Genomic DNA, 23,174 nt, shown 5'->3' with positions numbered 1-23,174 from the left:
TCGACGAAACGAGTCTAGTGCGTGGACGGAGCGCGTAAACCTCCAAACACCGCACGCGTCCCGGCCGTTGCGACCGGGACGCGTGCGGGGGCGGTTGGATCAGAGAGCGACTTCGACGAACTGGAAGTTGATCCAGCTGTAGTCCGTCTGGAAGTCGGCCCCTAGGTCCTGGACCATTTCGTCATCCTCGACGACCACAAAGCGCAGCGAGACCAAGCGATGCTCGGCGGCCTTGTTGAGGATGCCGCCCAGCTTGAAGATCATCTTGGTCGCGGCGCTGTTGAGATAGCGCAGGTCGAACTCGACGTTGACCGGTTCAGAGCTCGCCGCGAGATATGCCTCGACTGCGGCGTTCAGGGGTTCAAAGAAGGTGACGGCATTTTCGGGATAGGCTTCGCCGCTCAGCTTGAGGAGGTTTTCCGAAAACCGGAAATCGACCGTCGGCGTTTGTCGGGTACCAGGAATGTGAATGTCGGACATGGGGCGCTCACACGGTGACGGAGAGTTGGAAGATCTTTAGGTCGGGCGAGTTTGGCGCGTCCATGATCTGGTATTCGATCGGAGCGCTCGACTCGCGGGCGATGGTCAGCAAGCCGATGCCGCCGCCCTTGCTGCCGGCCTCGCCCTCTTCAGCGCGCAGGGCGGTGCGGTAGGCCTGGCGGATCTCTTCCAGCGACATTTGCGACAGGACGGCCAGCTTGCTGTCGAGGCGCTGGGCCGTGCCGGTGTCGACCGGGTTGGAACAGGTCAGGCGGATGCCGAGGTCGGTCTGGGCGATGGCCAGGGTCCCGAACCGGACTTCATCGGTCTTGGCATTGGGGTCGGTCAGGCTTTCGGCCGAATAGTGCACGATGTTCTGGGCCATTTCGATGAAGGCCCCCAGCACGCGGCGCTGGATCTTGTAGGCGAGGTTCTCGCACTCCAGGCGCAGGCGGATCGCATCGGCCGACGCTTCGATGATCGGCTGGCTGAAATAGCCGCAGTAATAGAAGAAGACATCGTGCTCGGCGGCGAGTTCGGCGAAGTCCTTCTGGGTCATGATCAACCTCCGACCGTGAGGGGCACGCCGATTTCGGCGCCCAGGATGGTGATGTCGTCGCGGCGTGCCTGACGCCCCTGCCAGGTGTTAAAAGCCTGCCACCCGGCATGGGTCTGGCCCAGCACACCGCCCTGGGCCGCGCTGCTGACGGCCTCGCGGAAGCGGTTCCAGCCGAAGGCGATCGGGGTCTGCTCACCCAGTTGATCGCCGACCCCGTCGGTGGCCATGAACACCCGCATGCCGGGCTTCAGGTCGACGACGTGCTCGGCCCATTCGTAGTCGAGCGGGGTTTCCCGATAGCCCAGGCCCTTGCGGCAGCCCTTCAGGGTCTCGATCGTGCCGTCGGCCCCGGCGATGAAGATCGGCAGGCGGGCGCTGGCGGCGCGGGCGGTGTCGCGGTTGTGGTCAACCCACATGAAGACCGCGTCCATGCCGTCGTCGGCGGTGCTGTCACCGTCCTCGCTGGTCTGCTGCAGGGCGATCTTCACACGCTGGTTCAGGCGTGTCAGCAGCTGGGCCGGGTTGCGGCGCAGGTCGGCATCAGCGGCCAGGCGGTTGGCTTCCGAGATGGCGATCGAGGTCAGCAGGGCGCCGGGCACGCCGTGGCCGGTGCAGTCGATCAGGCCCATCAGGACGCCCGCGTCATCGTGCACGGCGAAGAAGCAGTCGCCGCCGACAGTGTCGCGGGGCTCCCAGATCACCGTGTGCTTGGCCCCGAAGGCCTTCTGCAGGGCGGCGCGGCTGTCGGCGAGCAGGGCGTTCTGGATGGTGCTGGCATAGTCGATGCTGCTGAGCAGCTGGCGGTGCTGTTCACCCTGCAGGTCCGACAGGGCCCGCAGCAGGGTCAGGCCGTCGCAGAGCCCGTCAAAGGCCCCGTTGCGGGTGACGATGACACCGTCGGTCAGGCCCTTGGGGCCGATCTCGGCAACGATGGCCCCGACGTCCGGAATGGTGGTGTCGGCGCTGACGATGATCGGCGAGCCGTCCATGAACACCTGGCAGCTGCGGCGCAGGAAGAGTTCACGATGAAACGGGCGGGCGAACTGGCTGTAGAAGGTGTTGCGGTTGATCAGGCCGATCGGCCGGTCGCCGTCGACGATCACCGCGCCGAGGACCTCCTGGTCGGCTTCGAAAACACTCATGACATCGGCGTTCGACGCGGTCGGCGGCAGGACGGCGCCGCCCAGGCGAAGGTCGCCAGCCAGCATGGCGGTAAAGCGCGCCTGCTCGAGCGTGGCGGCGAGAGCGGTGTTCATGGTTGGGCTCCATCACGACCGCTGGATCGCGATCAGTTGCTAGGAGTTGGGCCCGTTTTCGGTGAAAATGTAGTTATCGAGTATGTCTTGATTCAGTCATGGCTTCTGGTTACTTGGTAACCTGCTTCTTAATGCTCATCAGTGATCTGATCTATTGTTATTCGAGTCCGGTGTGCGACAATTTGTCACGCTTAATCTGAATTAATTCTTCAAAACGAACGGTTTTCCGGCCGAGCGCGCCGTTTCTGTGCATTCTGTGTTCAAAATACTGAAAGTGGAGCACGTTTTTCGCGCGGCAGCGCCGGCGCGGCGGTTGCTGGGCTGGGGGTTTGGCGTCCGACCCAGGCGAGGCGCTGACCCGATTTGCGGCGTGGTTTGCCGCCGGCGGACGCAGTTCAGACAGCCTTTGGCTCCGGCCTGAAACATGCTCATTTTGGGGAGCTCAGGCCACGGAAAGATTGTAAGGGGCGATTGGCCCCGTTTCCACCTGGCCGCCACGCCCTGGAAGGACAATGACCAGCCCCCGTAACCTCACCCTTGGCCTGCTGTGTGGCCTGATCGCCGGGGCGTTCTGGGGCGGGGTGTTTCTGGCCCCGCTGCTGCTCAAGGCCTTCACGCCGCTGCAGATGACGGCCGGGCGCTACATCGCTTATGGCGTTGCTTCATTGGTCCTGCTGGCCCCGACGGCGCGGGCGGTGTTCGGGCGGATGACGGGCCGGGACTGGCGCGACCTCGCCTTGCTGAGCCTGCTGGGCAATCTGATCTACTATGTCGGCCTGGCGGTGGCGGTGCAGAATGCCGGCGTGGCGGCGGCGTCCCTGATCATCGGCCTGCTGCCGGTCACGGTCACCCTGGTGGGTTCAAAGTCCGGGCAGGGCGTACCGCTACGCCGGCTGGCGGCCCCTTTGGCCCTGCTGGCGACCGGCGTCGTCTGCATCAATCTCGATGTCTTCGGCAGCGGCCACGGCGTGCCGGTTCCGCGTCTGGTGCTGGGTGTGCTGGGCGCCGTGCTGGCCCTGGCGGTGTGGACGCTCTACGCCGTCTGGAACGCCCGGCGACTGGCGGTGACCACGACTTTCAACAGCCACGAATGGTCGCTGCTAACCGGGGTGGTCACCGGGGCCCTGTCGCTGGTGCTGGTGATCCCGGCCTTTCTGCTGCCCGGCGTCGCCCACGCCCTTTCGGCCTGGGGGCTGTTCTGGGGCGTCAGCCTGGCGGTGGCCCTTGGGGCTTCGGTGATCGGCAACGGCCTGTGGAACGCCGCCAGCCGGTTGCTGCCGCTCAGTCTTTCGGGCCAGCTGATCGTGTTCGAGACCCTGTTTGCCCTGCTCTACGGCTTCCTCCACGAGGCCCGCTGGCCACGGCCGCTGGAGGGTTTGGCCATCGCCCTGATGCTGGCGGGGGTTCTGTGGTCGGTCTCGCTGCACCGGCCGAAGGCGGTGGCTGTGGAGGGCTGATTCCGCAGCCCCAGCCGCGACATGGCCGCTTCAACCGCCGTTAGATTCTGATCCCGGGTCATCCCGGTGCAGACCGGTACCGCTCACCTTATTGAAGCGGTGTCGTTCTTCGTGTCTCAGGCGAGACAATCTTTGCTTCCGGCGGCACCGGACGCTGTGCGTCGCGCGAAATCTGCTATAGCGCCCTTGAGGGGCGAAGCGGCTTCTTAACCCGGACGGGTTTGAGTCGATGTTGATCCGCTTCGATCCATAGTGAGAGCGCAAGGACGTCATGGCGGCATCCGGCATCGCCGTTCGAGGACCCCGCAGTCTGCTTCGGCAGATCCGCGAGGCCATGGCCGGAGCCGGCCCCGCCCAGGGCAAGCTCGACATGGTCGTGCGGACCATCGCCATTTCGATGGTGGCCGAGGTCTGCTCGATCTATCTGCGCCGCGCTTCCGGTGATCTGGAACTGTTCGCGACCGAAGGTCTGGCCCCCGAAGCCGTTCACGTCACCCGTCTGAAGCCCGGTGAGGGTCTGGTCGGCGAGACCATGCGGCTCGGCCGGCCGCTGAACCTGTCAGACGCGCCCAATCATCCGGCTTTCGCCTATCGTCCGGAAACCGGCGAAGATCCCTACCATGCCTTCATGGCCGTGCCGCTGCTGCGCGGCGGGCGCTCCATCGGCGTGCTGGTCGTCCAGAACCGGACCGAGCGGATCTATGGCGAGGAGGAGGTCGAGGACCTCCAGATCATCGCCATGGTCCTGGCCGAGATGGTCAGTTCCAGCGAACTTCTGGGCGCGGACGAACTCAAGGACGTCGAACTGGCGCCGCACAAGCCCGAGCGGCTGAAGGGCGCGCGCTTTGCCGAGGGTCTCGCCTATGGCGTGGCGGTGCTGCATGAGCAGCCCGTGGCTCCCGAGCAACTGCTGTCCGAAGACTCGGCGGCCGAAGAGGTCCGGCTGAAGGTCGCCGTCGCGGCCCTGCAGACCCAGATCGACGAGATGCTCGAAGGGCAGGGCGGGCTGGTCGGGGCCAGCTACGAGGTGCTCGACACCTACCGCCTGTTTGCGCATGACCGGGGCTGGAACCGGGGGCTGGAAGAGGCCGTGCGCTCGGGCCTGACGGCAGAGGCGGCAGTGGAGCGGGTGCGATCCGAGCACCGCGCCCGCCTGGGTCAGGCTCGCGATCCCTATCTGCGCGAGCGCCTGCACGATCTGGAAGATCTCAACGACCGCCTGCTGCGCCACCTGTCCGGTGACGTCCACGCGGTCCGCAAGCTGCCCGACAACGCCATCCTGATCGCCCGCAATCTCGGCCCGGCCGACTTGCTGGAATATGATCGCACCAAGCTGAAGGGCATCCTGCTGGAAGAGGGCTCGGCTGCGAGCCATGCCGGCATCGTGGCCCGGGCCCTCGACATCCCCTGTGTCGGCCGCCTGGCCGGCCTGCGCGATCGGGTCAGCGAAGGCGATCCGGTGGTCGTCGATGCCGAGACCGCCGAAGCCTGGCTGCGGCCCCGTCCGGACGTGGTCACGGCCCTGAAGGCCCGGATGGAGGTTCGCGCCCAGCGCAAGGCCGAGTTCGCCCGTCTGCGCGATACGCCGGCCTTCACCAAGGACGGCGACAAGATCACCCTGTTGATGAACGCCGGCCTGGCGGTTGATCTCGACATCCTGGGCGAGACGGGGGCCGAAGGTATCGGCCTGTTCCGCACCGAGTTCCAGTTCATGGTCGCCGAGGAAATGCCCCGGCTGGAAGCCCAGACGGCGCTCTACGCCAAGGTGCTGGACGCGGCCAACGGCATGCCGGTGACCTTCCGCACCCTCGATCTCGGCGGCGACAAGTTACTCCCGTACATGGAGATGGAGCGCGAGGACAATCCGGCCCTGGGCTGGCGCGCCATCCGTATGGGTCTGGACCGGCCTGCCCTGCTGCGCATGCAGATCCGGGCCCTGATCAAGGCTGCGCAGGGGCGGTCCCTGCGGATCATGTTCCCGCTGGTCGCCAGCGTCGACGAGTTCCGGGCCGCCCGGGCCTTTGTCGACCAGGAAGTGGCCTGGGCCCTGAAGCGGGGCCGACCCGCGCCGGCCCGCCTCGATGTCGGGGCCATGATCGAGGCCCCGTCGTTGCTGTGGCACCTGGATGCGCTGCTGCCGATGACCGATTTCGTCTCGGTCGGTACCAACGACCTGATGCAGTATCTGTTCGCGGCCGACCGGGGCAATCCGCGCATGGCCGACCGCTATGACCCGCTGTCGCCGGCTGCCCTGCGGGCCCTGAAGACCATCCAGCAGGGCTGCGCCGATACCGGCACGCCGGTTTCGGTCTGCGGCGAGATGGCCGGCCGCCCGCTGGAAGCCTTCGCCCTGATCGCTCTGGGCTTTGACCGGCTGTCCATGCCCCCGGCCGGGATCGGTCCGGTCAAGCAGATGGTCCTGTCCTGCGACCGCGAGGCGGCCCGACGCAATGTCGAAGCCCTGCTCAAGGGGTCCGGCGGATCGGTCCGTGGGGAGATCGAAACCCTGGCGCGAAAGCTGTATGTGGCCGTCTAATTCTGGTGCCGTTAACCATGTGCGCCTGTAAAATGCATTGAATACCGTAACTTAGTCTGGTATTTCGAACGTAATTGTTAACACGTTCGTGCAAGACGAAGTGGGGGAAGGCGCGGGACTTTTGTCCTGTTCCTGTTTTGGGGTGATTGGCCGCCATGCCGCTTGATACTGGCAGTGTGAGGCATCTGCATCTGGTCTCCGAGGCCGATCGCGACGACGGGTTCGTTGCGGTGGGGCAACCCTCGGTCGACGAGGGCTCCGACATCGGTGCGGCGCTCCGCGCCGCCCGCCTGTTCAGGGGGTTGACCCCCCAGGACGTGGCGGACGCCACGCGTATCCGACTGGCCTGTATCGAAGGGATCGAGGACCTCCGCCTCGACGACCTGCCCTCGCGGCCGTTCATCATCGGTTATGTCCGGGCCTATGCCAATCTTCTGGGGCTGGACGGCGATGCCGCCGTCTCCCGTTTCAAGGCCGATGTGCCGGACGAGAGCGAGCCGCTTCGCGCACCCGTCGGCGTGCGACGCGAGGCGGATCCGCGCTTCGGCCTGATCCTGATCTGCGGCCTTCTGGTGGTCGGGGCCATCGGTCTCTGGAACGTCGCCCAGCGGGCGATGGCCAAGGACGAGCCCCGGGCCCAGGTCGCCCAGGCCACCGCAGCGGCGGTACCGGCTCCGATAACGTCAGTCAGCGGTTCGGCCGGTGACGGCTCGGTGCCGCTGGGTGCCCCCCTGCCGGCTCCGGTCGAGAGCACGACTCCCGAGCCCTACAAGACACCAGGCCTTGACGATGCTGCAGCCAACGGTGGCTCAGCTGACGCGGCTTCAGCCGCCTCGAAGGCGCGCGCCGTCGCTCTGGCCGAGGCCGGCGGCTTTGTCGATGTCGCCCACATCGCCGCTCTCGGCAGCCCGTTCAAGGCCAAGGGCGTGATCCACGGCGCAGCGGCCACCGACAGTTCCGGCGTCGTCCTGCTGGCCCGCAAACCGGCCTCCCTGACCGTGCGCGGGGCTGACGGATCGATCTATTTCAGCCGCTGGATGGCGGCCGGGGAGTCGTTCCGTGCACCTCGTACAGCGGGTCTGGTGGCGGATGTCTCCGATCCGGCCCTGTTCGACGTCTATACCGGCGGCGTACTGACCGGTCGGCTGACGGCGACCCAGACCGCCCTGGCCAAGTTGGTCAAGCCGGCTGTCTAGACGCAATCCCGGCCTTGGGTTCCGCCCGTAAAGGCACTAGATTGACGCCATGGCCGCAGATCATACCCACGTCCGTCCCTGGCGCGCGATCGAGCGTCGCAAGTCGCGCAAGATCCGTGTCGGTTCCGTCGAGGTCGGGGGCGATGCGCCCATCACCGTCCAGTCGATGACCAACACCCTGACCAGCGACGCCGCCGCGACGCTGGAGCAGATCCGCCAGCTGGAAGAGGCCGGGGCCGACATCGTCCGCGTCTCCTGTCCGGACGTTGAAAGCACGGCGGCCTTCAAGACCATCGTTCGCGAGTCGCGGGTGCCGCTCGTGGCCGACATCCATTTCCACTACAAGCGCGGCATCGAGGCCGCCCAGGCCGGGGCCGCCTGCCTGCGGATCAATCCGGGCAATATCGGCAGCGCCGACCGGGTCCGCGACGTGATCAACGCCGCCCGGGACCATGGCTGCTCGATCCGTATCGGCGTCAATGCCGGCTCGCTGGAGCGCGAACTGCTGGAGAAATATGGCGAGCCGTGCCCCGACGCCATGGTCGAGAGCGCGCTGAACCACGCCCGCATCCTGCAGGACCACGATTTCCACGAGTTCAAGATCAGCGTGAAGGCCTCTGACCCGTTCATGACGGTGGCAGCCTATTACCAGCTGGCCGAGCGCATCGACTGCCCGCTGCACCTGGGCGTCACCGAGGCAGGGGCCCTGCGCACCGGCACGGTGAAGTCGTCGATCGGCCTGGGCGCGATGCTGTGGGCCGGCATCGGCGACACCATCCGGGTCAGCCTCGCCGCCGATCCGGTCGAAGAGGTCAAGGTCGGCTTCGACATCCTCAAGTCGCTGGGCCTGCGCCATCGCGGCGTCAACATCATCGCCTGCCCGTCCTGCGCGCGGCAGGGCTTCAACGTCATCAAGACAGTCGAGGCTCTGGAGGAGCGGCTGGCGCACATCTCGCAACCCATGTCGCTCTCGATCATCGGCTGCGTGGTCAATGGCCCCGGCGAAGCCCTGATGACCGATATCGGCTTCACCGGTGGCGGGGCCGGCTCGGGCATGGTCTATATGGCCGGCAAGCCCGACCACAAGCAGTCCAACGAGGGCATGATCGACCACATCGTTTCGTTGGTCGAAAAGCGGGCCGAAGAGCTGAAGGCCGCCAAGGACGCCGAGACCCTGGCGGCGGAATAGCCTCGCGCCTAGAGCCCGCTCAGCCAGGTGGCGGCCAGGGCATAGAGCGGAATGCCGAGGCACAGGTTGAACGGGAAGGTCACTCCCAGCGACAGGGTCAGATAGACCCCGGCGTCGGCGCGGGGCAGCGCCAGGCTCATGGCGGCCGGCGCGGCGATGTACGAGGCTGACCCTGCGAGAACCGCCAGGGCCGCCAGATCGCCACCGGCAAGGCCTGCAAGGTGTCCAAGGCCCAAAGCCGTCGCGGCACCCAGCAGCGGCAGGATGAAGCCCATGGCAACGACCGGCAGGGTCACACCGCGGGCCTCGATCAACTGGCGTCCGGCCTTGACGCCCAGGTCCAGCAGGAACAGGCAGAGCAGGCCCTGGAACACCGGGCCGGTGAAGGTCGCCAGTTTCGCACCGCCCGACGGTCCGGTGGCAAGGCCGATCAGGAAGCTGCCGATCAGGATGACGCTGGCGGCATTGAGCAGAACCTCGTGGGCCAGCTTGCCGGCGGGGGCACGGTCACTGGATCCCCGGTCGGCGAAGGCGGCAATGGCGATAGCCGTCAGCAGGGCGGGCGTTTCCATCAGCGCAAGCACGGCCGACATATAGCCGCCGGGGGCCTGTCCGACCGAGGCCAGATAGCTCTGTGCGGCTGCGAAGGTCACGACGGAAACCGAGCCATAGTGTGCGGCCGTGGCGGCAGCGGTCAGAGCCGGCAGCCCGGCGCGGCGCAGCAGCAGATAGGCGGGCAGGGGCATCAGGGCGCTGAGGGCCAGGCCCAGCCCCGCCGCGGTCAGGAAGGTCGTATCCAGGCCATGGGCCCGGGCTTCGACCCCACCCTTGAAGCCGATGCAGAGCATCAGGATCAGCGACAGGGTCTTGGCAATGTCGCGGGGCAGGGCCAGATCCGATCGGGCCATCGCCGCGATAAGGCCCAGGGCAAAGAACAGCACCGCCGGCTGCAGGAGATTGCCGCACGCTGCGGCAAGAGTCTGACTGATGATGTCCAAAAACGTCGTCCCCCTCGTGCGCCCCAAAGGCGCGCGGTCGATCTAGGGGATGTCGCCCGATTTCCATTGTTGATTTTGATTATCTCTGTAATCGGAAATCATCATCATGGAGCCGCCGATGCCGCGCCTGACCAATCTGGACCTCGATCTGGTTCGCACCTTTCTGGTGGTAAGCGAACAACGCAGCTTCACTCGGGCCGGTGGGCGGCTCGGCCGTTCGCAGTCGGCCATCAGCCTGCAGGTCCGCCGCCTGGAGGAGCAACTGGGCCAGTCGCTGCTGTCGCGGGACCCACGTCATGTCGTCCTGACCGAGCAGGGCGAGGCTTTTCTGCCCCAGGCCCGCCGTCTCCTGCGCCTTAATGACGAGATTCTCGCCGGCCTCGCGGCTGATGACGTCGAGGGCGAGGTGCGGCTCGGCGCACCGGAAGACTTTGCCACCCTGCACCTGCCGACCGTGCTCGGGGCGTTTGCCCGCAGCCATCCCAAGGTGGCGCTCACTGTCACCTGCGACCTGACCCTCAATCTGCTGGATCGCCTGCGCGAGGGCGCTCTCGACATGGCCCTGGTCAAGCGCGAGCCGCTCGGTCCCGATCTGGGCGTCCGGGTCTGGCGCGAACCGCTGGTCTGGGTCGGGCTGGACCGCGACCTGCCGCAGCGCGAGGGGCCTGTGCCCCTGATCGCCGCCCCTTCACCCTGCGTCTATCGCAGGCGGGCCATCGCCGCCCTGGAGGGGGACGGCCGGTCCTGGCGCGCGACCTATACCAGCCCGTCCCTGGCCGGACAGCTGGCCGCCCTGCGCGGTGGCCTCGGCCTGAGTGTCCTGCCGCGCGAGATGGCTCCGGATGACCTGACCATCCTGACCGAGGGCCTGCCGCGGCTGGAGGATGCAGAGATCGCGCTGATCAAAGCCCGGGGCGCGGCTCCGCCCGCCGCCGAACGGCTGGCCGACTACATCCTCTCGGCCCTGGACCGCCAGCGTCTCGAGCCCCTGCCAAGGGGCACAGGTCAGGCCTGAACCCTCGTCATTGCAAAAAATCATCTTGGTCATGCGCAAGATTAATCTCCCTGGGCCTTGCATCTTTGGGGCTTCTGCCCGATCTGTATCGAGCGGGCCGGGCCCCTCTGACGAAAATCGACGCTGAACAGCTCGATCGTGATGTCGGACCGCATCGGGTGCGCTCGATGTCGGGTCCAGTGGGTCGTTCCCCCCTCAGAACCCGTCAAGCCCGGCATCGGGTGCGCCCTCCCAACAGAGGAGAGCAAACTGATGTCTTTGAGCCCCATCCACGCCCAGCGTGCGCGCATTACCGACGTCTGGACCCCGGCCCAGCTGGACCAGCTGGACGCCCTGGTGGCTGCCTGCGTTCTGGTCTCCCATGCCGACGGCTGGGTGACGGTCGAGGAGCGTGGCCGGATGCTGGAGCGCATGCGCGGCCTGCCGGTCCTGGCTGTTTTCGGGATCGATGACGCGCTGGAGGCCTTTGAGGCCCTCGACCGGCGGTTCGAGCAGGACCCTGACAGCGGCCGGTTTGAGGCGGAGTCGGCGATCCGGCGACTGCGCGGTCGCGAGGCGGCCGGTCGGCTCGTGGTCAATTCGGCCTGCGCCGTGGCCGTCGCGGACGGTGGTCTGGATGCCGAGGAGCGCGATGTGCTGCTGCGGATTTGCAGCCTGCTGGCCCTCAGCCCGATCCAGTTTGACCTCATCGCTGCCGGCAGCCGACGATGAGGATCGGGGGGCAGAGTCCGGCCACCGCCTGGGTCCCCCTGCGGCTGGCCCAGCAGACCCTGGTTCAGACGGCGGCCCACGCCAGCCTGCCGACGGCCCAGCGGGTGACCGCGCCGGACCGTATTGAACAGCGGCCCGCCCCGCGTCCGCTGCTGCGCGGCGTTCTGGATGTCCGGGTCTGAGGCCTGGCCCTAGAGGGCCTTGGTCATCACCACGAACTGCAACTCGCCGCTCGTGTCGCCGATGCGCCGGTCATTGTAGGGGAAGGGCTCGAGCCCGGCCCTCCGGTAGCCCCGGCGCTCGTACCAGGCGATCAGGGTTTCACGGATATCGATGACGGTCAGCTTCAGGGTCCGGCCGCTGCGGGCCCGGACATAGGCCTCGGAGGTCTCGATCAGGGCCCGGCCGACGCCGCCGTCCTGGCGGTTCGGATCGACGGCCAGCATGCCCAGCATCCAGACGTCGTCGGCCTGGGGCTCCAGCCAGACGCAGGCGAACGGCCGGTCATATTCATTGTCGCGCAAGGTCAGGATGACCGAGCCGGGCTTGTCGGCCAGGTCGGCGCGCAGCTGGTCAGGGTCTGTCCGCTTGCCACCCATGAAGGCCGCCTCGGTGGTCCAGCCCTTGGCCGCCTCGTCACCGCGATAGGCCAGGTTCACCAGGTCGGCGACGGCGGGAAGGTCCTTGTCCTTGGCGACAACGAGCAGCATGGGAAGCTCCGGAACATCGGGAGCCGGACCTAGCCACGGCGCGTGCCGTCCTGCAACCGTGCCCTTGCATCCGTGCCGTTCCTGCCTGACCCTGAAGGCATGCAAGCCCGGATCACCGCCCTGTATCGCCACCCCGTCAAGGGTTTCACGCCCGAGCGGCTCGCCCATGCCGAGCTCGTGGCCGGGGCCTGTTTCCCCTGCGACCGGCTGTATGCGGTGGAGGACGGCCCCAGCGGTTTCGACCCTGATGCCCCGGTCCACATTTCGAAGATGCGTTTTACGGTCCTGGCCCGGCTGGCCCGGGTGGCGGCGATCCGCACGGCCTATGACGAGACCAGCGGCGTCCTGACCGCGACGGCGGACGGCTTTGAGCCCTTTGCCGGTGACCTGCGATCCGCAGAGGGTCGGGCCGGGCTCGAGGCCTGGCTGGCGGCCTTTCTGGGCGAAGAGGCGCGGGGCGAGCTGCGTGTCCTCGAAGGCCCCGGCGGGCATCGCTTCATGGACAGCAGGTCGGGCTATGTCTCGATCGTCAACCTGGCCAGCGTGCGCGACCTGGAGGCCCGGCTGGGCCGCCCCGTCGATCCGCTACGCTTTCGCGCCAACCTTTATGTCGAGGGCTGGCCGGCCTGGATCGAGAACGACTGGACCGGGCGGTCGATGGCCCTGGGCGAGGCGCAGGCCGAGGTCCTCAAGCCCATCGTTCGCTGCGCGGCTACCCATGTCGACCCGGTGACCGCCGAGCGCGACATCGACGTGGTCAAGGCCCTGTTCGAGCACTACGGCCACATGTTCTGCGGGATCTATGTGAACGTCACTGAGGACGGTCGGGTGAGTGAGGGCGCGGCGGTGGGGTTGGTTTAGGGCCGCCCTACCGCGACCGCTTCCATTCGTCATACTCGCGGCGCTCGCGGTCTTTCTTGCTTTCGCCGGGGATGATGGCCTTGCCGGTGGCGACCACCACCTTGCCGCCGACCTTGGCCGCGCCGCCGACGGCCATGCCGGTGACGCCTATGGCGGTGCCGGCCACCGTGCCGATGGCCACGGCGCAGCCCTGCAGGGCTAGGGCGGCGAGGGCGACGGCAATAACGGTGATCCTGCGAGACATGGCACACTCCTGTCGGACGGGCAGGGCGGCATGATGGCTAACAGGCGTTAAGAGGCCGTGTTCAGGCGAAGTCGATGTCCAGCGCGTCATCGCGCCGCCGCCAGGGGCCGTTATAGTTGGCGACGGTTCGGCGCCGACGGTCGGGACCGAAATAGCCGGCTGTGCGGATGAACTGGCGCGGTTCCTCGATCAGCAGGGTCAGGCGGTGCACCAGGCTGCGGCCGGTGACCGGTTTGGTCAGGAACTCGTTGACCCCGGCATCGCGGGCCGCCTGCACCCGCTTGATGGTCGAGTGGCCCGTCACCATCAGCACCGGCACGAACGGATTGGGGCTGCTGGACGAGCGGCGCAGCAGGTTGACGAAGTCGATCCCGCCCAGGGTGCCCATCTTGAGGTCGGAAATGACGATATCGATCGGGACCTGCCGCAGCATCTGCAGCGCCACTTCGCCATTCACCGCTTCGTGGATGTTGCGCACGCCAATGGCGCGCAGCATCTCGGTCAGCAGCATGCGCATGTGCTGATTGTCGTCGACGAGCAGGATGTTGAGGAGGTCGAAGCGCACGCGGTCTCTTGTTTTTGTTCAATCAGTGCGCTGCCCCATGATCGGCCCGGATCCGGAGGCAGTCCGTAATTGTACAGTCGTATGACACCACGGGTCAACGCGACGATCCGGGGGCTCTGTCAGACGACTGGCAGGCTGCGGCCCCCCTTGGCCTGCAGCGGTTCAGCCCTGGTCGGAGCGCCCGGGGACATGGGCCCCACCGCCCGTCTGGGCCCGGTGGCGCAGGAAGGCGTCGGCCAGCACGCAGGCGGTCATGGCCTCGACCACCGGCACGCCGCGAATGCCGACACAGGGGTCATGACGGCCCTTGGTGCGCAGCTCGACCTCTTCGCCGGCCTCATTGACCGTCTCGCGCGGGATCAGGATCGACGAGGTCGGCTTGAACGCGACGCGGGCCACAACCGGCTGGCCGGTGGACAGCCCCCCGAGCACGCCGCCGGCGTGATTGCTCAGGAAGACCGGTCCGTCATTGCCCATCCGCATCTGGTCGGCATTGTCCTCGCCAGTCAGGGCGGCGCTGGCAAAGCCTTCGCCGATCTCGACGCCCTTGGCGGCGTTGATCGACATCAGGGCGGCGGCGAGCTCGGCGTCCAGCTTGCCATAGAGCGGCGCGCCCCAGCCGGCGGGCACGCCGGTGGCTTCCACCTCGACAATGGCGCCGGTCGAGGAGCCGGCCTTGCGGATCTTTTCCAGATGCTCTTCCCAGACCGGGATGATTGCGGCATCCGGCGACCAGTAGGGGTTCTGGCCGCACTGGTCCCAGTCCCAGTTGGCCCGGTCGATGGCATGCGGACCGATCTGCACCAGGGCCGCACGGACCGTGACGCCGGGGATGACCAGCCGTGCAATGGCACCGGCGGCGACCCGCGCGGCGGTCTCGCGGGCCGAGCTGCGCCCGCCGCCGCGATAGTCGCGCACGCCGTACTTGGCGAAATAGGGATAGTCGGCATGGCCGGGCCGGAAGGCCTGGGCGATCTCGCCATAGTCCTTGGAGCGCTGGTCGGTGTTCTCGATCATCAGGCTGATCGGCGTGCCGGTGGTGCGCTGGCCGTCGCTGCGGGCGTCCTCGAAAACGCCCGACAGGATCCGCACCGCGTCCGGCTCCTGACGCTGGGTAACGAACTTGCCCTGGCCCGGCCGGCGCTTGTCGAGGAAGGCCTGGATCATCTCGGCCGTCAGGGCGATGCCCGGAGGGCAGCCGTCAACCACGCAACCCAGGGCCGGCCCGTGGCTTTCGCCCCAGGTGGTGACACGGAACAGGTGACCGAAGGTGTTGTGCGACATGACGGCGCTTCACTCGAAAGGCGGGCAGGACGCGCCGCCCCAGCGGAGCGCGCCCTCACAGGAAGGACGAACCGGCGACGGGGCCTTAGGCCGCCCGCAGGCGCTCCAGGATCTGCGGGTGCAGTTCCTGGTTGGCGGCCAGGATCGATGCGCCCTGGGTCGGGTCGCCGTCTTCCTCGATCGTGGTGACCTTGCCACCGGCCTCGGTGACGATCAGGACGCCGGCCGCGACGTCCCAGCTGTTGAGGTTGCGTTCCCAGTAGGCGTCGAAACGCCCGGCGGCGACCCAGGCCAGGTCGAGGGCGGCCGAGCCGAAGCGGCGCACGCCGGCGACCTTCTGGCTCACCTGGTGCAGTTCCTTCAGGAACTGGGCGTGGCCGGGCTTGCCCAGGAACGGCACGCCGGTGGCCAGGACCGACTCGTCCAGATGGCGGCGGGCCGCGACGCGCAGGCGCTTCTCGGCCCCGAGGAAGGCACCCTTGCCCTTTTCGGCCCAGAACAGGTCGTGTGTGATGGGGTTGTAGGTCACGGCCGCGACCACTTCGCCCTCGCGCTGCAGGGCGATATTGACCGCAAAGTGCGGGATGGCGTGCAGGAAGTTGGTGGTGCCGTCCAGCGGGTCGACGATCCAGGTGTGGGTCTTGTCGGTGCCCTCGATCATGCCGCGTTCCTCACCGAGGAAGCCGTAGCCGGGACGGGCCTTTTCGAGAATCTCGAACAGGGTCTGCTCGGCCTTGAGGTCGGCGTTGCTGACGAAATCGGCCGCGCCCTTCTTGGACACCTGCAGCTCGGTGACTTCGCCGAAATCGCGGGCCAGGCCCCGGGCCGCCTTGCGGGCAGCGTCGATCATCACATTGAGAAGAGCAGAAGGGGTGGCCAAGGCGGATTATCCTCATAGGTCCCCCTGCGCAGCGGCGCTGGCCTTTCCGGGGGAGGAAGGGGGCGACGGCGGGGGAAGTGCGTACGGCGGTAAGAAAGATCGGGGAATTGGGCGCGGAAATTAGTCGCGCGGCCTGCGGAAAGCAAGGTTGGGTGCGCGGGGCCTCCCGTGGCGACCGATTCCCCCTTAAGACCCTTGCCATGACCCAAGCCTTTCAGGGCCGCGTCCTCGTCATCGCCGGATCGGATTCCGGCGGCGGCGCAGGCATCCAGGCCGACATCAAGACCATCACCGCGCTCGGCGGCTATGCGGCCACGGCGATCACGGCGGTGACCGTGCAGAACACGCTGGGCGTCACCGGCGTGCATCCGATCCCACTGGAGATCATCGCCGCCCAGGCCCGGGCGGTGCTGGATGACATCGGTGCCGATGCCATCAAGACCGGGATGCTGGGTGATGTGGCCGTGGTCGAGACCGTGGCGGCGGCGCTCGATCATGCGGCGGGCGTTCCGGCCGTGATCGATCCGGTGATGGTCGCCAAGGGCGGCACCAGCCTGCTGGCCGAGGCGGCCATCGGGGCGGTCAAAAGCTTGATGATCCCGCGCGCGGCGCTTCTCACCCCGAACGCCCCCGAGGCCGCCGCCCTGACCGGCCTGACTGTTGAGACCACCGATGATCTGCGCCGGGCCGGCGAGGCCCTGCTGGCCATGGGCGCGCGGGCCGTGCTGATGAAGGGCGGCCATATTGAAGGCGACCGGATGGTCGATGTGCTGATGACCCCGTCCGGCGAAACCAGCTTTGAGGGTGAGCGGATCGATACCCGCCACACCCACGGCACCGGCTGCACCCTGGCCAGCGCCTGCGCCGCCGGCCTCGCCCAGGGCCTGCCGCTGGAGCAGGCCGTCGCCCGCGCCTGGAACTATGTGCATGAGGCCATGCTGCGGGCTCCGGGCTTCGGGGCGGGGCATGGGCCGCTGGATCACGGCTGGACGCTGCGGAAATGACGAGCTCACTCGAAACCCGTCTGATCGAGATCGTCCACGGCGTCCCGACCACGATGCATGTGCTGCGGGTCGCCCGGGATCTCGCCTTGCCCGATGCCATGGTGTTTTCCGGCGCGGTCTATCAACCGGTCTGGAACCATCTGACCGGTCGCGCGCCCGACTACGGCATCAAGGACTATGACCTCGCCTATCACGACGATTCCGACACCTCCTATGAGGCCGAGGATGTGGTGATCCAGCGCGTGGCGGCCGCCTTCGCGCCGCCGTTGTGCGACCTGGTCGAGGTCCGCAACCAGGCCCGGGTGCATCTGTGGTTCGAGCAGAAGTTCGGGGCCGATGAGCCCTATCCGCCGCTGGAAACCAGCGCGGCGGCCCTGAAGCGCTTTGTGGCCACGGCCTTCTGCGTCGGTGTGCGGATGGAGGCTGACGACAGCCTCAGCGTCTTTGCGCCGTTCGGGCTGGAGGATCTTTTCGCCATGCACCTGCGGCCCAATCCCCTTCGGCTGAAGGGCGCGGGTGGCTGGGCGCGCACCACGGCCTCGGCCAAGGCCCGCTGGCCGGAGATCACGGTGGAGGGCGAGGCCGGGGCCTAGATTATCACTGTGACAATGTAAGTTTTGATCCATGGATCAACCGGCTCTATCTCGTCAGGCGTCATCCGCCTGAGGAGCCTGCGCCATGCGCCAGTGGACGATCGACGCCTTCGCCGCCGGCCCGTTCCGGGGCAATCCCGCCTGCGTGGTCGAGCCGTTCGACCAGTGGCCTTCAGACGCGTGGATGCAGGCCCTGGCGGCCGAGAACAACCAGGCCGAAACGGCCTTCCTGCTCAAGACGGCCGATCCGGCCCGCTTCGGCCTGCGCTGGTTCACGCCCACCCTCGAGGCTCCGTTGTGCGGCCATGCGACCCTGGCGGCGGCCCACGCCCTGTTCGAGGAACTGGGCATCGATGCCCCGCTGCTGACCTTCGAGACCCTGTCGGGCGACCTGACCGTGCGCCGCGACGGCGAGCGCCTCGAGATGGACTTCCCGTCCGACCCGCCACGCCGCACCGCCGTCCCCGAGGGCCTTGCCGAGGCCCTGGGCGCGACGCCCGTCGAGATGTGGGCCGGGGCCTATCTTGTTGCGGTGCTGGAAAGCGAGGCGGCCGTCCGGGCCCTGACCCCTGACCTGATGGCCCTCAAAACCATTGCCGGCGAGGCGACCGGCGGACCGGGCCAGACGGTGGTTGTCGCCCTGGCCGATCCTGACCGGCCCTATGCCGTGGTCAGCCGCTTCTTTGCCCCGGGTTTTGGCATTCCCGAAGACCCGACGACCGGCTCGGCCCACTGCATTCTGTCGCCGCTCTACGCTGAAAAGCTGGGGCGGCAGACCCTGAGTTTCCACCAGGCCTATCCCGGCCGGGGCGGTGACCTGGACTGCGAAAACCGCGGCACGCGCGTTCTGTTGCGCGGCCGCGGTGTAACGGTGATCGAGGCCCGGCTCCGGCTGATGCCGGCCTGACCCTCAGGGCCTACCAGCGATGCGGGCGGTCGTAGTCGCGGCCGTAGCCATAGCCATAGTCGCGGTCACGATCGTGGCGCTCGTAGCGGATCTGGGCGCTGATCCGGTCAAACCGCCGGTCGAGGTCGGCCCGTTCCCAGCGGCTGAGGCCGTCGCGGCGGTAGTGGTCCTCAAGGCGCAGGGTTTCCCGCAGTTCGCGCTTCAGGTGACGGGCTTCGTGACGGGTCAGGGCCCCGTTGCGCTGACCCTGCTCGATCCGCCATTCCAGACGATCCTGGCGCTGGCCGATCGACTGGGCCGAGGCGACGGCGGGCAGGGCGGCGGCGGCCATGGCCGTGACCGCGGTGATCGACAGGATGATCTTTTTCATCGGTTCGGTTCCTCATGAACGTTGCGCCGCCCTGTTGAGCGACGTTGGACCTAAGGAAACATGTCGAGCCTGAAGCGGTTCTGAGCCGCTCGTTGTCTGGCGTTCAGGTTCGCGATCCGGGCCGAGTGGCGGGTTCAGGCCGCGTCGGCGAGACGGGCCGCGGCCACCGCGGCCTCAATGGCGGCGTAGAGCTTGGTGATCTCAATGGGCTTGGCGACATGGCCGTCCATCCCCGCAGCCAGGTAGCCCTCGACCTGATGGGCGAGCGCATTGGCGGTCACGGCGATGATCGGGGTCCGGCGCCGCCCCTGGGCGCGTTCGAGGGCGCGAATGGCCCGGGCGGCTTCCACCCCGTCCATGACGGGCATGTGGATGTCCATCAGGATCACATCGTGGGTGCCGTGGGTCCAGGCCTCGACGCAGGCTGCCCCATCGGCCACGAGGTCGACCTGCGCGCCCAGCGGAGCCATGACAGCCTCGATGACCCGCTGGTTGGTGCGGTTGTCGTCAGCGGCCAGGACCTTCAGGCGCGGCTCCGCGTCATCGGCTTTTGGCGGGGTCTGCGGCTCGGCGACGGTCGCCCGCGCCTGGCCCCGGGCCAGTCCCACCACCACAGTAAAGGTCGAGCCCTGGCCCTCACTGCTTTGTACAGAGACGCTGCCGCCCATCATGGCCGCCAGTTCGCGGCAGATCGCCAGACCCAGACCCGAGCCCCCGAAGCGGCGGGTGGTCGAACTGTCGGCCTGGACGAACTTGTCAAACAGGCGGGCCTGGATGTCCGGGGCAATGCCGATGCCGGTATCGGCCACGTCGATGCGCAGGCCCGAGCCGTCCTCGGCCGAGGCAAAGCGCACCCCGATCGCGCCGGCCGGCGTGAACTTGAGCGCGTTGGACACCAGGTTGCCGAGGATCTGGCGCAGGCGGTCCACGTCGCCGCACCAGACGCCCTGGGCCTCCGGCGCAACCGCGACATCGAAGGCCAGCCCCTGCTTGCGGGCCTGGGCCATGAAGGTCTCGCGCAGGCTGTTGGCCAGGGTGGCGAGATCAAAGTCCTCGGGCGCGAGATCGAGGCGTCCGGCCTCGATCTTCGAGAGGTCGAGCACGTCGTTCAGAACGGCCAGAAGCAGGCCGCCCGAGTCGCGGATCACCGCCAGCCGGTCGCGCTGCACGGGCTTCAGCTCGTCCAGGGCCATGACCTCGGCCATGGCCAGGACGCCGTTCAGCGGCGTGCGGATCTCGTGGCTCATATTGGCCAGGAAGTGGGACTTCAGGACATTGGCGGCATTGGCATCGTCGCGGGCCTTGACCAGTTCGGCCATCGCGCCGCGCAGGTCCTGGTCATTGTGCTCGAGCCGGACCACCAGCTGGTTGAAGCTGTCGGTCAGGCTGTGGAAGACGTCGTCTTCACTGGTCTGGGCGACGGGGCGGAAGCGGCCGTCGGCGGCGACGGCCTGCATGGCCTCGGTCAGGCGCTGCATCGGCCGGGTCATGCGCCGGGCCAGGCCATTGGCCAGCAGGATCGCCAGGCCGGCCGACCCGAAGAACAGGGCCCCCGTCAGGGCCAGATTGCGGGCCAGGATCTGGCTCAGCCGCGGCTCATGGGCGGTCAGCACCAGGGTGCCGAGGGTTCTGCCGTCCAGGATCACGGGCCGCTGCAGGGACTGGACGGGATCGTCGGCCGCAGGGGTCTTGCCGACCCGGGCCACGAGCCGGCCGTCAGGTCCTACAATACGGGCCTCGACGACATGCGGGGCCTGGTCGACGGCGTCTAGGGCGGTGCGGACCCCGTTCAGATCGCCGGCTGAGAGGGGCGCAGCCGCGCCGGCCGCCACCATCTGGGTCAGAATCAGATTGTTGGCCCGAGCCTCCTGCCTGGCCACGCTCCATTGCTGCAGCATGAAGCAGGCGCAGGCCATGACCAGGGCAACGACCGTTGTGACAAGCGCAACGCCCGCGATTCGCGCCTGGAGTGGTGCGTGCGTTGGCGTTTCAGAGCTGCGGAGCGGGTCAGGCATGGGCCGTCCGGGGGAAACCAGCCGTCACGGTGCCAGCATCTTCCTAACGCTTCGCTTCCACGCAACCCATAAGCGCGACAAAACAACGCTAAGACGCATTAACCATTGCGACTACGTTAAGACTTTGTTTACCTTCTTCTCGAGTTCCTCAGAGTGGAGATGGGCGTGGAAAAGGTTTTTGTAGCACAGCGGGTTGCGACCAAATTGTTCGCAACGGAGAACGCTATCGACGCGGCGATGGTGGAAGCGGCCGAGCTGATGGCCGACATGCTGAAGGCCCGCAAGGATATCGGCCTTTCGGCCGTGGTCGGCGACCGCGCCAGCGCCAAGCTGGTCGAGGCCCTGGCCGCCCTCAGCGAAGCCCGTTCGGCCATGGTCGACATGCACGGCGAGCTTAACGACGTGAAGCTGCGCATCGGTGTTCGCACCAAGATGGTCGGTATTGAAGACAAGCCGCCCGAAACCACCCGTGGTCTTGCTGAAGTCCGCTCGGTTCGCGAAGCGATCTGACGATCATTGCAATAGTTTAACGCTTGAGGCCTCTAATCTCGGTTAGAGGCCTTTTGCATGTATTCGTCGATCATCCCGATTCTGGCCTGGGGTCTTGTTCTCGCAATCTGCGCCCTGGCGTGGATCAAGGGCGGCCGACCCGAACGGCTCGGGATTGTCTTTGTCCTGGTCGCCGCGCTCGTGGCCATGGCGATCCACCGTTTTGCCAGTGAAGAGTGGAAACCCCTTCTGCTGCTGGTCGACGAGGCCTTGCTGGCCATGGGTTTTCTGTTTCTGGCCCTGCGCTACACCAGTGTCTGGCTGGGCGGGGCGATGATCCTGCAGGCGGTGCAGTTCAGCCTGCATGCCTATTACCTGGTCGCTGACCGCGCGCACGACCGGCTGTACTCCACGATCAACAATATCGACACCCTGGGCGTTCTGGCCTGCATTCTCGTCGGGGCCCTAATGTCGGCCCGCAACAGGGCCGCCTCCGGAAAATAATTGCGCTGCGTGCGGGGTTGGCCTGCAGGCGCGACAAAATCCGTCCTTGCTTTTCGGTTTGAAACAGAGTTTCTCGCCGGCGGGCCACGCCCCCCCAACGGGGCGCTGTCCATCTGTAAGGATGGGAGACATCGCTATGACCACCCTCGCCAAGCCGGCGCAACGCCCGGCTCGTCCCGAGTTCTCTTCCGGCCCGTGCGCCAAAAGGCCCGGCTGGACCCCCGAAAATCTCCGCAATGCGGTGCTGGGTCGCTCGCACCGCAGCAAGCTGGGCAAGGGCCGCCTGAAGGCCGCCATCGACCAGACGCGCGAAGTGCTGGAAGTGCCCGCCGACTTCCTGATCGGCATCGTCGCCGGCTCGGACACCGGTGCCGTCGAAATGGCGATGTGGTCGATGCTGGGCGCCAAGCCCGTGCAGCTGATGGCCTTCGAGTCGTTCGGCAAGGACTGGGTCACCGACGTGACCAAGCAGCTGAAGCTGCCGAACGTCGAGGTGCTCGACGCTCCCTATGGCCAGCTGCCCGACACCACCAAGGTCGATCCGGCCAAGGATCTGGTCTTCACCTGGAACGGCACCACCTCGGGCGTCCGCGTCCCGAACGCCGACTTCATCAGCGCCGACCGCGAAGGCATCGTCATCTGCGACGCCACCAGCGCCGCCTTCGCCCAGGACCTGGACTGGACCAAGCTGGATGTCGTGACCTTCTCCTGGCAGAAGGCCCTGGGCGGCGAAGGCGCGCACGGCGTGCTGATCCTGTCGCCGCGCGCCGTGGCCCGTCTCGAGAGCTACACCCCCGCCTGGCCGATGCCGAAGTTGTTCCGCATGACCAAGGGCGGCAAGGTTTCGCTGGATATCTTCGAGGGCGCGACCATCAACACGCCGTCGATGCTGTGTGTCGAAGATGCGCTCGACGCCCTGAAATGGGCCGCGTCCATCGGCGGTCTGGAAGGCATGCAGTCGCGCGCCGACCAGAACCTGGCCGTGATCGCTGACTGGGTGGCCAAGACCCCCTGGGTCGACTTCCTGGCCGCCACGCCGGATATCCGCTCCAACACCTCGGTGTGCCTCAAGGTCGTCGATCCCGTGATCGCCGCCCTGCCGGAAGACGCCCAGGCCGACTTCGCCAAGAAGCTGGCCAGCCTGCTCGAGAAGGAGGGCGCGGCCCTCGACATCGGCGGCTATCGCGACGCCCCGGCCGGCCTGCGTATCTGGTGCGGGGCCACGGTCGAGACCTCGGATCTCGAAGCCCTGACCCCCTGGCTGGACTGGGCCTTCGCTACCGTCTCGGCCGAGCTGGTCGCCGCTTAACGCGCATTTTCCCTCCCCCTTGATGGGGGAGGGGCAGGGGTG

At 67.2% G+C, this 23,174-nt stretch carries 25 protein-coding genes; 14 read left to right on the top strand and 11 right to left on the bottom strand.

Features of this window, described 5'->3' with window-relative positions:
* Nucleotides 1–99 precede the first annotated feature (99 nt).
* Genes DBR10_RS04635 through DBR10_RS04625 form a run of 3 tightly spaced genes read right to left on the bottom strand, consistent with a single transcriptional unit; the run spans nt 100 to nt 2,295 of the window.
* A complete protein-coding gene (locus DBR10_RS04635) occupies nt 100–480 on the bottom strand; it encodes a DUF1987 domain-containing protein (RefSeq protein WP_108489610.1) in 381 nt (126 codons plus the stop codon).
* Between the two features lie 7 nt (nt 481–487).
* Nucleotides 488–1,039 carry a SiaB family protein kinase gene (locus DBR10_RS04630; RefSeq protein WP_108489609.1) on the bottom strand — a complete coding sequence of 184 codons (552 nt, stop codon included), beginning with the start codon at nt 1,037–1,039 and terminating at the stop codon, nt 488–490.
* A 2-nt stretch (nt 1,040–1,041) separates the two neighbouring features.
* Entirely contained in the window at nt 1,042–2,295 is a 1,254-nt protein-coding gene (locus DBR10_RS04625; RefSeq protein ID WP_108504134.1) for a SpoIIE family protein phosphatase, read from the bottom strand.
* A gap of 512 nt (nt 2,296–2,807) precedes the next feature.
* Between DBR10_RS04625 and DBR10_RS04620 the strand changes: the two genes are divergently transcribed.
* The 4 genes from DBR10_RS04620 to ispG all read left to right on the top strand — a co-directional run bounded on the left by DBR10_RS04620 (nt 2,808) and on the right by ispG (nt 8,673).
* Nucleotides 2,808–3,752 (top strand): DMT family transporter, encoded by a 945-nt coding sequence (locus DBR10_RS04620; protein ID WP_108489938.1) that lies wholly within the window; start codon nt 2,808–2,810, stop codon nt 3,750–3,752.
* Nucleotides 3,753–4,023: 271 nt separating this feature from the next.
* Nucleotides 4,024–6,288: a phosphoenolpyruvate--protein phosphotransferase gene (gene ptsP / locus DBR10_RS04615; protein WP_108504135.1), complete on the top strand. Its 2,265-nt coding sequence runs from the start codon at nt 4,024–4,026 to the stop codon at nt 6,286–6,288.
* Nucleotides 6,289–6,443: 155 nt separating this feature from the next.
* A complete protein-coding gene (locus DBR10_RS04610; protein ID WP_108556178.1) occupies nt 6,444–7,484 on the top strand; it encodes a helix-turn-helix domain-containing protein in 1,041 nt (346 codons plus the stop codon).
* Nucleotides 7,485–7,533: 49 nt separating this feature from the next.
* Nucleotides 7,534–8,673, top strand: coding sequence for a flavodoxin-dependent (E)-4-hydroxy-3-methylbut-2-enyl-diphosphate synthase (gene ispG / locus DBR10_RS04605; RefSeq protein WP_108504136.1), 1,140 nt, complete (start codon nt 7,534–7,536; stop codon nt 8,671–8,673).
* An 8-nt stretch (nt 8,674–8,681) separates the two neighbouring features.
* Here the strand turns inward: ispG and DBR10_RS04600 are convergent, their stop codons facing one another.
* The gene (locus DBR10_RS04600; RefSeq protein ID WP_108504137.1) at nt 8,682–9,698 is read right to left on the bottom strand and encodes a sodium-dependent bicarbonate transport family permease; all 1,017 of its coding nucleotides are present in this window, start codon (nt 9,696–9,698) and stop codon (nt 8,682–8,684) included.
* 91 nt (nt 9,699–9,789) lie between these two features.
* Between DBR10_RS04600 and DBR10_RS04595 the strand changes: the two genes are divergently transcribed.
* The 3 genes from DBR10_RS04595 to DBR10_RS04585 all read left to right on the top strand — a co-directional run bounded on the left by DBR10_RS04595 (nt 9,790) and on the right by DBR10_RS04585 (nt 11,579).
* Nucleotides 9,790–10,686 carry a LysR substrate-binding domain-containing protein gene (locus DBR10_RS04595; protein WP_108504143.1) on the top strand — a complete coding sequence of 299 codons (897 nt, stop codon included), beginning with the start codon at nt 9,790–9,792 and terminating at the stop codon, nt 10,684–10,686.
* A 252-nt stretch (nt 10,687–10,938) separates the two neighbouring features.
* Nucleotides 10,939–11,397 carry a tellurite resistance TerB family protein gene (locus DBR10_RS04590; RefSeq protein ID WP_108490013.1) on the top strand — a complete coding sequence of 153 codons (459 nt, stop codon included), beginning with the start codon at nt 10,939–10,941 and terminating at the stop codon, nt 11,395–11,397.
* On the top strand, nt 11,394–11,579 hold the full coding sequence (locus tag DBR10_RS04585; protein ID WP_108504138.1) for a hypothetical protein: 186 nt from the start codon (nt 11,394–11,396) through the stop codon (nt 11,577–11,579). Before DBR10_RS04590 ends, DBR10_RS04585 begins: the two co-directional genes overlap by 4 nt.
* A gap of 9 nt (nt 11,580–11,588) precedes the next feature.
* On the opposite strand, the gene DBR10_RS04580 is transcribed toward DBR10_RS04585, so the two are convergent.
* Nucleotides 11,589–12,107, bottom strand: a complete 519-nt coding sequence (locus DBR10_RS04580; RefSeq protein ID WP_108504139.1) for a GNAT family N-acetyltransferase — start codon at nt 12,105–12,107, stop codon at nt 11,589–11,591.
* A 99-nt stretch (nt 12,108–12,206) separates the two neighbouring features.
* Between DBR10_RS04580 and DBR10_RS04575 the strand changes: the two genes are divergently transcribed.
* Nucleotides 12,207–12,968, top strand: a complete 762-nt coding sequence (locus DBR10_RS04575) for an MOSC domain-containing protein (RefSeq protein WP_108504140.1) — start codon at nt 12,207–12,209, stop codon at nt 12,966–12,968.
* A gap of 7 nt (nt 12,969–12,975) precedes the next feature.
* Here the strand turns inward: DBR10_RS04575 and DBR10_RS04570 are convergent, their stop codons facing one another.
* The 4 genes from DBR10_RS04570 to DBR10_RS04555 form a co-directional block, all read right to left on the bottom strand.
* A complete protein-coding gene (locus DBR10_RS04570) occupies nt 12,976–13,212 on the bottom strand; it encodes a hypothetical protein (protein ID WP_108490670.1) in 237 nt (78 codons plus the stop codon).
* 61 nt (nt 13,213–13,273) lie between these two features.
* The gene (locus DBR10_RS04565) at nt 13,274–13,777 is read right to left on the bottom strand and encodes a response regulator (RefSeq protein ID WP_108490408.1); all 504 of its coding nucleotides are present in this window, start codon (nt 13,775–13,777) and stop codon (nt 13,274–13,276) included.
* Between the two features lie 162 nt (nt 13,778–13,939).
* Nucleotides 13,940–15,061, bottom strand: coding sequence for a chorismate synthase (aroC, locus tag DBR10_RS04560; protein WP_108504141.1), 1,122 nt, complete (start codon nt 15,059–15,061; stop codon nt 13,940–13,942).
* 85 nt (nt 15,062–15,146) lie between these two features.
* On the bottom strand, nt 15,147–15,941 hold the full coding sequence (locus DBR10_RS04555) for an inositol monophosphatase family protein (RefSeq protein WP_199223473.1): 795 nt from the start codon (nt 15,939–15,941) through the stop codon (nt 15,147–15,149).
* 200 nt (nt 15,942–16,141) lie between these two features.
* Between DBR10_RS04555 and thiD the strand changes: the two genes are divergently transcribed.
* The 3 genes from thiD (at nt 16,142) to DBR10_RS04540 (ending at nt 18,445) form a co-directional block, all read left to right on the top strand.
* A complete protein-coding gene (gene thiD / locus DBR10_RS04550) occupies nt 16,142–16,945 on the top strand; it encodes a bifunctional hydroxymethylpyrimidine kinase/phosphomethylpyrimidine kinase (RefSeq protein ID WP_108505419.1) in 804 nt (267 codons plus the stop codon).
* Nucleotides 16,942–17,538 (top strand): nucleotidyltransferase family protein, encoded by a 597-nt coding sequence (locus DBR10_RS04545; protein ID WP_108505420.1) that lies wholly within the window; start codon nt 16,942–16,944, stop codon nt 17,536–17,538. Before thiD ends, DBR10_RS04545 begins: the two co-directional genes overlap by 4 nt.
* An 85-nt stretch (nt 17,539–17,623) precedes the next feature.
* The gene (locus tag DBR10_RS04540) at nt 17,624–18,445 is read left to right on the top strand and encodes a PhzF family phenazine biosynthesis protein (protein ID WP_108505421.1); all 822 of its coding nucleotides are present in this window, start codon (nt 17,624–17,626) and stop codon (nt 18,443–18,445) included.
* 10 nt (nt 18,446–18,455) lie between these two features.
* On the opposite strand, the gene DBR10_RS04535 is transcribed toward DBR10_RS04540, so the two are convergent.
* Entirely contained in the window at nt 18,456–18,815 is a 360-nt protein-coding gene (locus tag DBR10_RS04535) for a hypothetical protein (protein ID WP_108556176.1), read from the bottom strand.
* A gap of 134 nt (nt 18,816–18,949) precedes the next feature.
* Nucleotides 18,950–20,731, bottom strand: coding sequence for an ATP-binding protein (locus DBR10_RS04530; RefSeq protein ID WP_233243271.1), 1,782 nt, complete (start codon nt 20,729–20,731; stop codon nt 18,950–18,952).
* Nucleotides 20,732–20,995: 264 nt separating this feature from the next.
* Between DBR10_RS04530 and DBR10_RS04525 the strand changes: the two genes are divergently transcribed.
* The 3 genes from DBR10_RS04525 (at nt 20,996) to DBR10_RS04515 (ending at nt 23,132) form a co-directional block, all read left to right on the top strand.
* Complete coding sequence (locus DBR10_RS04525) at nt 20,996–21,340, top strand: hypothetical protein (protein ID WP_108489597.1); 345 nt, start codon at nt 20,996–20,998, stop codon at nt 21,338–21,340.
* A gap of 57 nt (nt 21,341–21,397) precedes the next feature.
* On the top strand, nt 21,398–21,823 hold the full coding sequence (locus DBR10_RS04520; protein ID WP_108489596.1) for a hypothetical protein: 426 nt from the start codon (nt 21,398–21,400) through the stop codon (nt 21,821–21,823).
* A 136-nt stretch (nt 21,824–21,959) separates the two neighbouring features.
* On the top strand, nt 21,960–23,132 hold the full coding sequence (locus tag DBR10_RS04515) for a phosphoserine transaminase (protein WP_108506025.1): 1,173 nt from the start codon (nt 21,960–21,962) through the stop codon (nt 23,130–23,132).
* Nucleotides 23,133–23,174: the final 42 nt, after the last annotated feature.

It is taken from the genome of Caulobacter sp. HMWF025 (assembly GCF_003060965.1).
In the GTDB taxonomy this organism is placed as follows: domain Bacteria; phylum Pseudomonadota; class Alphaproteobacteria; order Caulobacterales; family Caulobacteraceae; genus Caulobacter.
Note: the sequence above shows the minus strand (reverse complement) of the source record. Positions and strands in the feature narration are given on the sequence as shown.

Coding starts and splice junctions, on each gene's coding strand:
- DBR10_RS04635 (WP_108489610.1), bottom strand. CDS start 480: ATGTCCGACATTCACATTCCTGGTACCCGACAAACGCCGACGGTCGAT.
- DBR10_RS04630 (WP_108489609.1), bottom strand. CDS start 1,039: ATGACCCAGAAGGACTTCGCCGAACTCGCCGCCGAGCACGATGTCTTC.
- DBR10_RS04625 (WP_108504134.1), bottom strand. CDS start 2,295: ATGAACACCGCTCTCGCCGCCACGCTCGAGCAGGCGCGCTTTACCGCC.
- DBR10_RS04620 (WP_108489938.1), top strand. CDS start 2,808: ATGACCAGCCCCCGTAACCTCACCCTTGGCCTGCTGTGTGGCCTGATC.
- ptsP (WP_108504135.1), top strand. CDS start 4,024: ATGGCGGCATCCGGCATCGCCGTTCGAGGACCCCGCAGTCTGCTTCGG.
- DBR10_RS04610 (WP_108556178.1), top strand. CDS start 6,444: ATGCCGCTTGATACTGGCAGTGTGAGGCATCTGCATCTGGTCTCCGAG.
- ispG (WP_108504136.1), top strand. CDS start 7,534: ATGGCCGCAGATCATACCCACGTCCGTCCCTGGCGCGCGATCGAGCGT.
- DBR10_RS04595 (WP_108504143.1), top strand. CDS start 9,790: ATGCCGCGCCTGACCAATCTGGACCTCGATCTGGTTCGCACCTTTCTG.
- DBR10_RS04590 (WP_108490013.1), top strand. CDS start 10,939: ATGTCTTTGAGCCCCATCCACGCCCAGCGTGCGCGCATTACCGACGTC.
- DBR10_RS04585 (WP_108504138.1), top strand. CDS start 11,394: ATGAGGATCGGGGGGCAGAGTCCGGCCACCGCCTGGGTCCCCCTGCGG.
- DBR10_RS04580 (WP_108504139.1), bottom strand. CDS start 12,107: ATGCTGCTCGTTGTCGCCAAGGACAAGGACCTTCCCGCCGTCGCCGAC.
- DBR10_RS04575 (WP_108504140.1), top strand. CDS start 12,207: ATGCAAGCCCGGATCACCGCCCTGTATCGCCACCCCGTCAAGGGTTTC.
- DBR10_RS04570 (WP_108490670.1), bottom strand. CDS start 13,212: ATGTCTCGCAGGATCACCGTTATTGCCGTCGCCCTCGCCGCCCTAGCC.
- aroC (WP_108504141.1), bottom strand. CDS start 15,061: ATGTCGCACAACACCTTCGGTCACCTGTTCCGTGTCACCACCTGGGGC.
- thiD (WP_108505419.1), top strand. CDS start 16,142: ATGACCCAAGCCTTTCAGGGCCGCGTCCTCGTCATCGCCGGATCGGAT.
- DBR10_RS04545 (WP_108505420.1), top strand. CDS start 16,942: ATGACGAGCTCACTCGAAACCCGTCTGATCGAGATCGTCCACGGCGTC.
- DBR10_RS04540 (WP_108505421.1), top strand. CDS start 17,624: ATGCGCCAGTGGACGATCGACGCCTTCGCCGCCGGCCCGTTCCGGGGC.
- DBR10_RS04535 (WP_108556176.1), bottom strand. CDS start 18,815: ATGAAAAAGATCATCCTGTCGATCACCGCGGTCACGGCCATGGCCGCC.
- DBR10_RS04530 (WP_233243271.1), bottom strand. CDS start 20,731: ATGGCCTGCGCCTGCTTCATGCTGCAGCAATGGAGCGTGGCCAGGCAG.
- DBR10_RS04520 (WP_108489596.1), top strand. CDS start 21,398: ATGTATTCGTCGATCATCCCGATTCTGGCCTGGGGTCTTGTTCTCGCA.
- DBR10_RS04515 (WP_108506025.1), top strand. CDS start 21,960: ATGACCACCCTCGCCAAGCCGGCGCAACGCCCGGCTCGTCCCGAGTTC.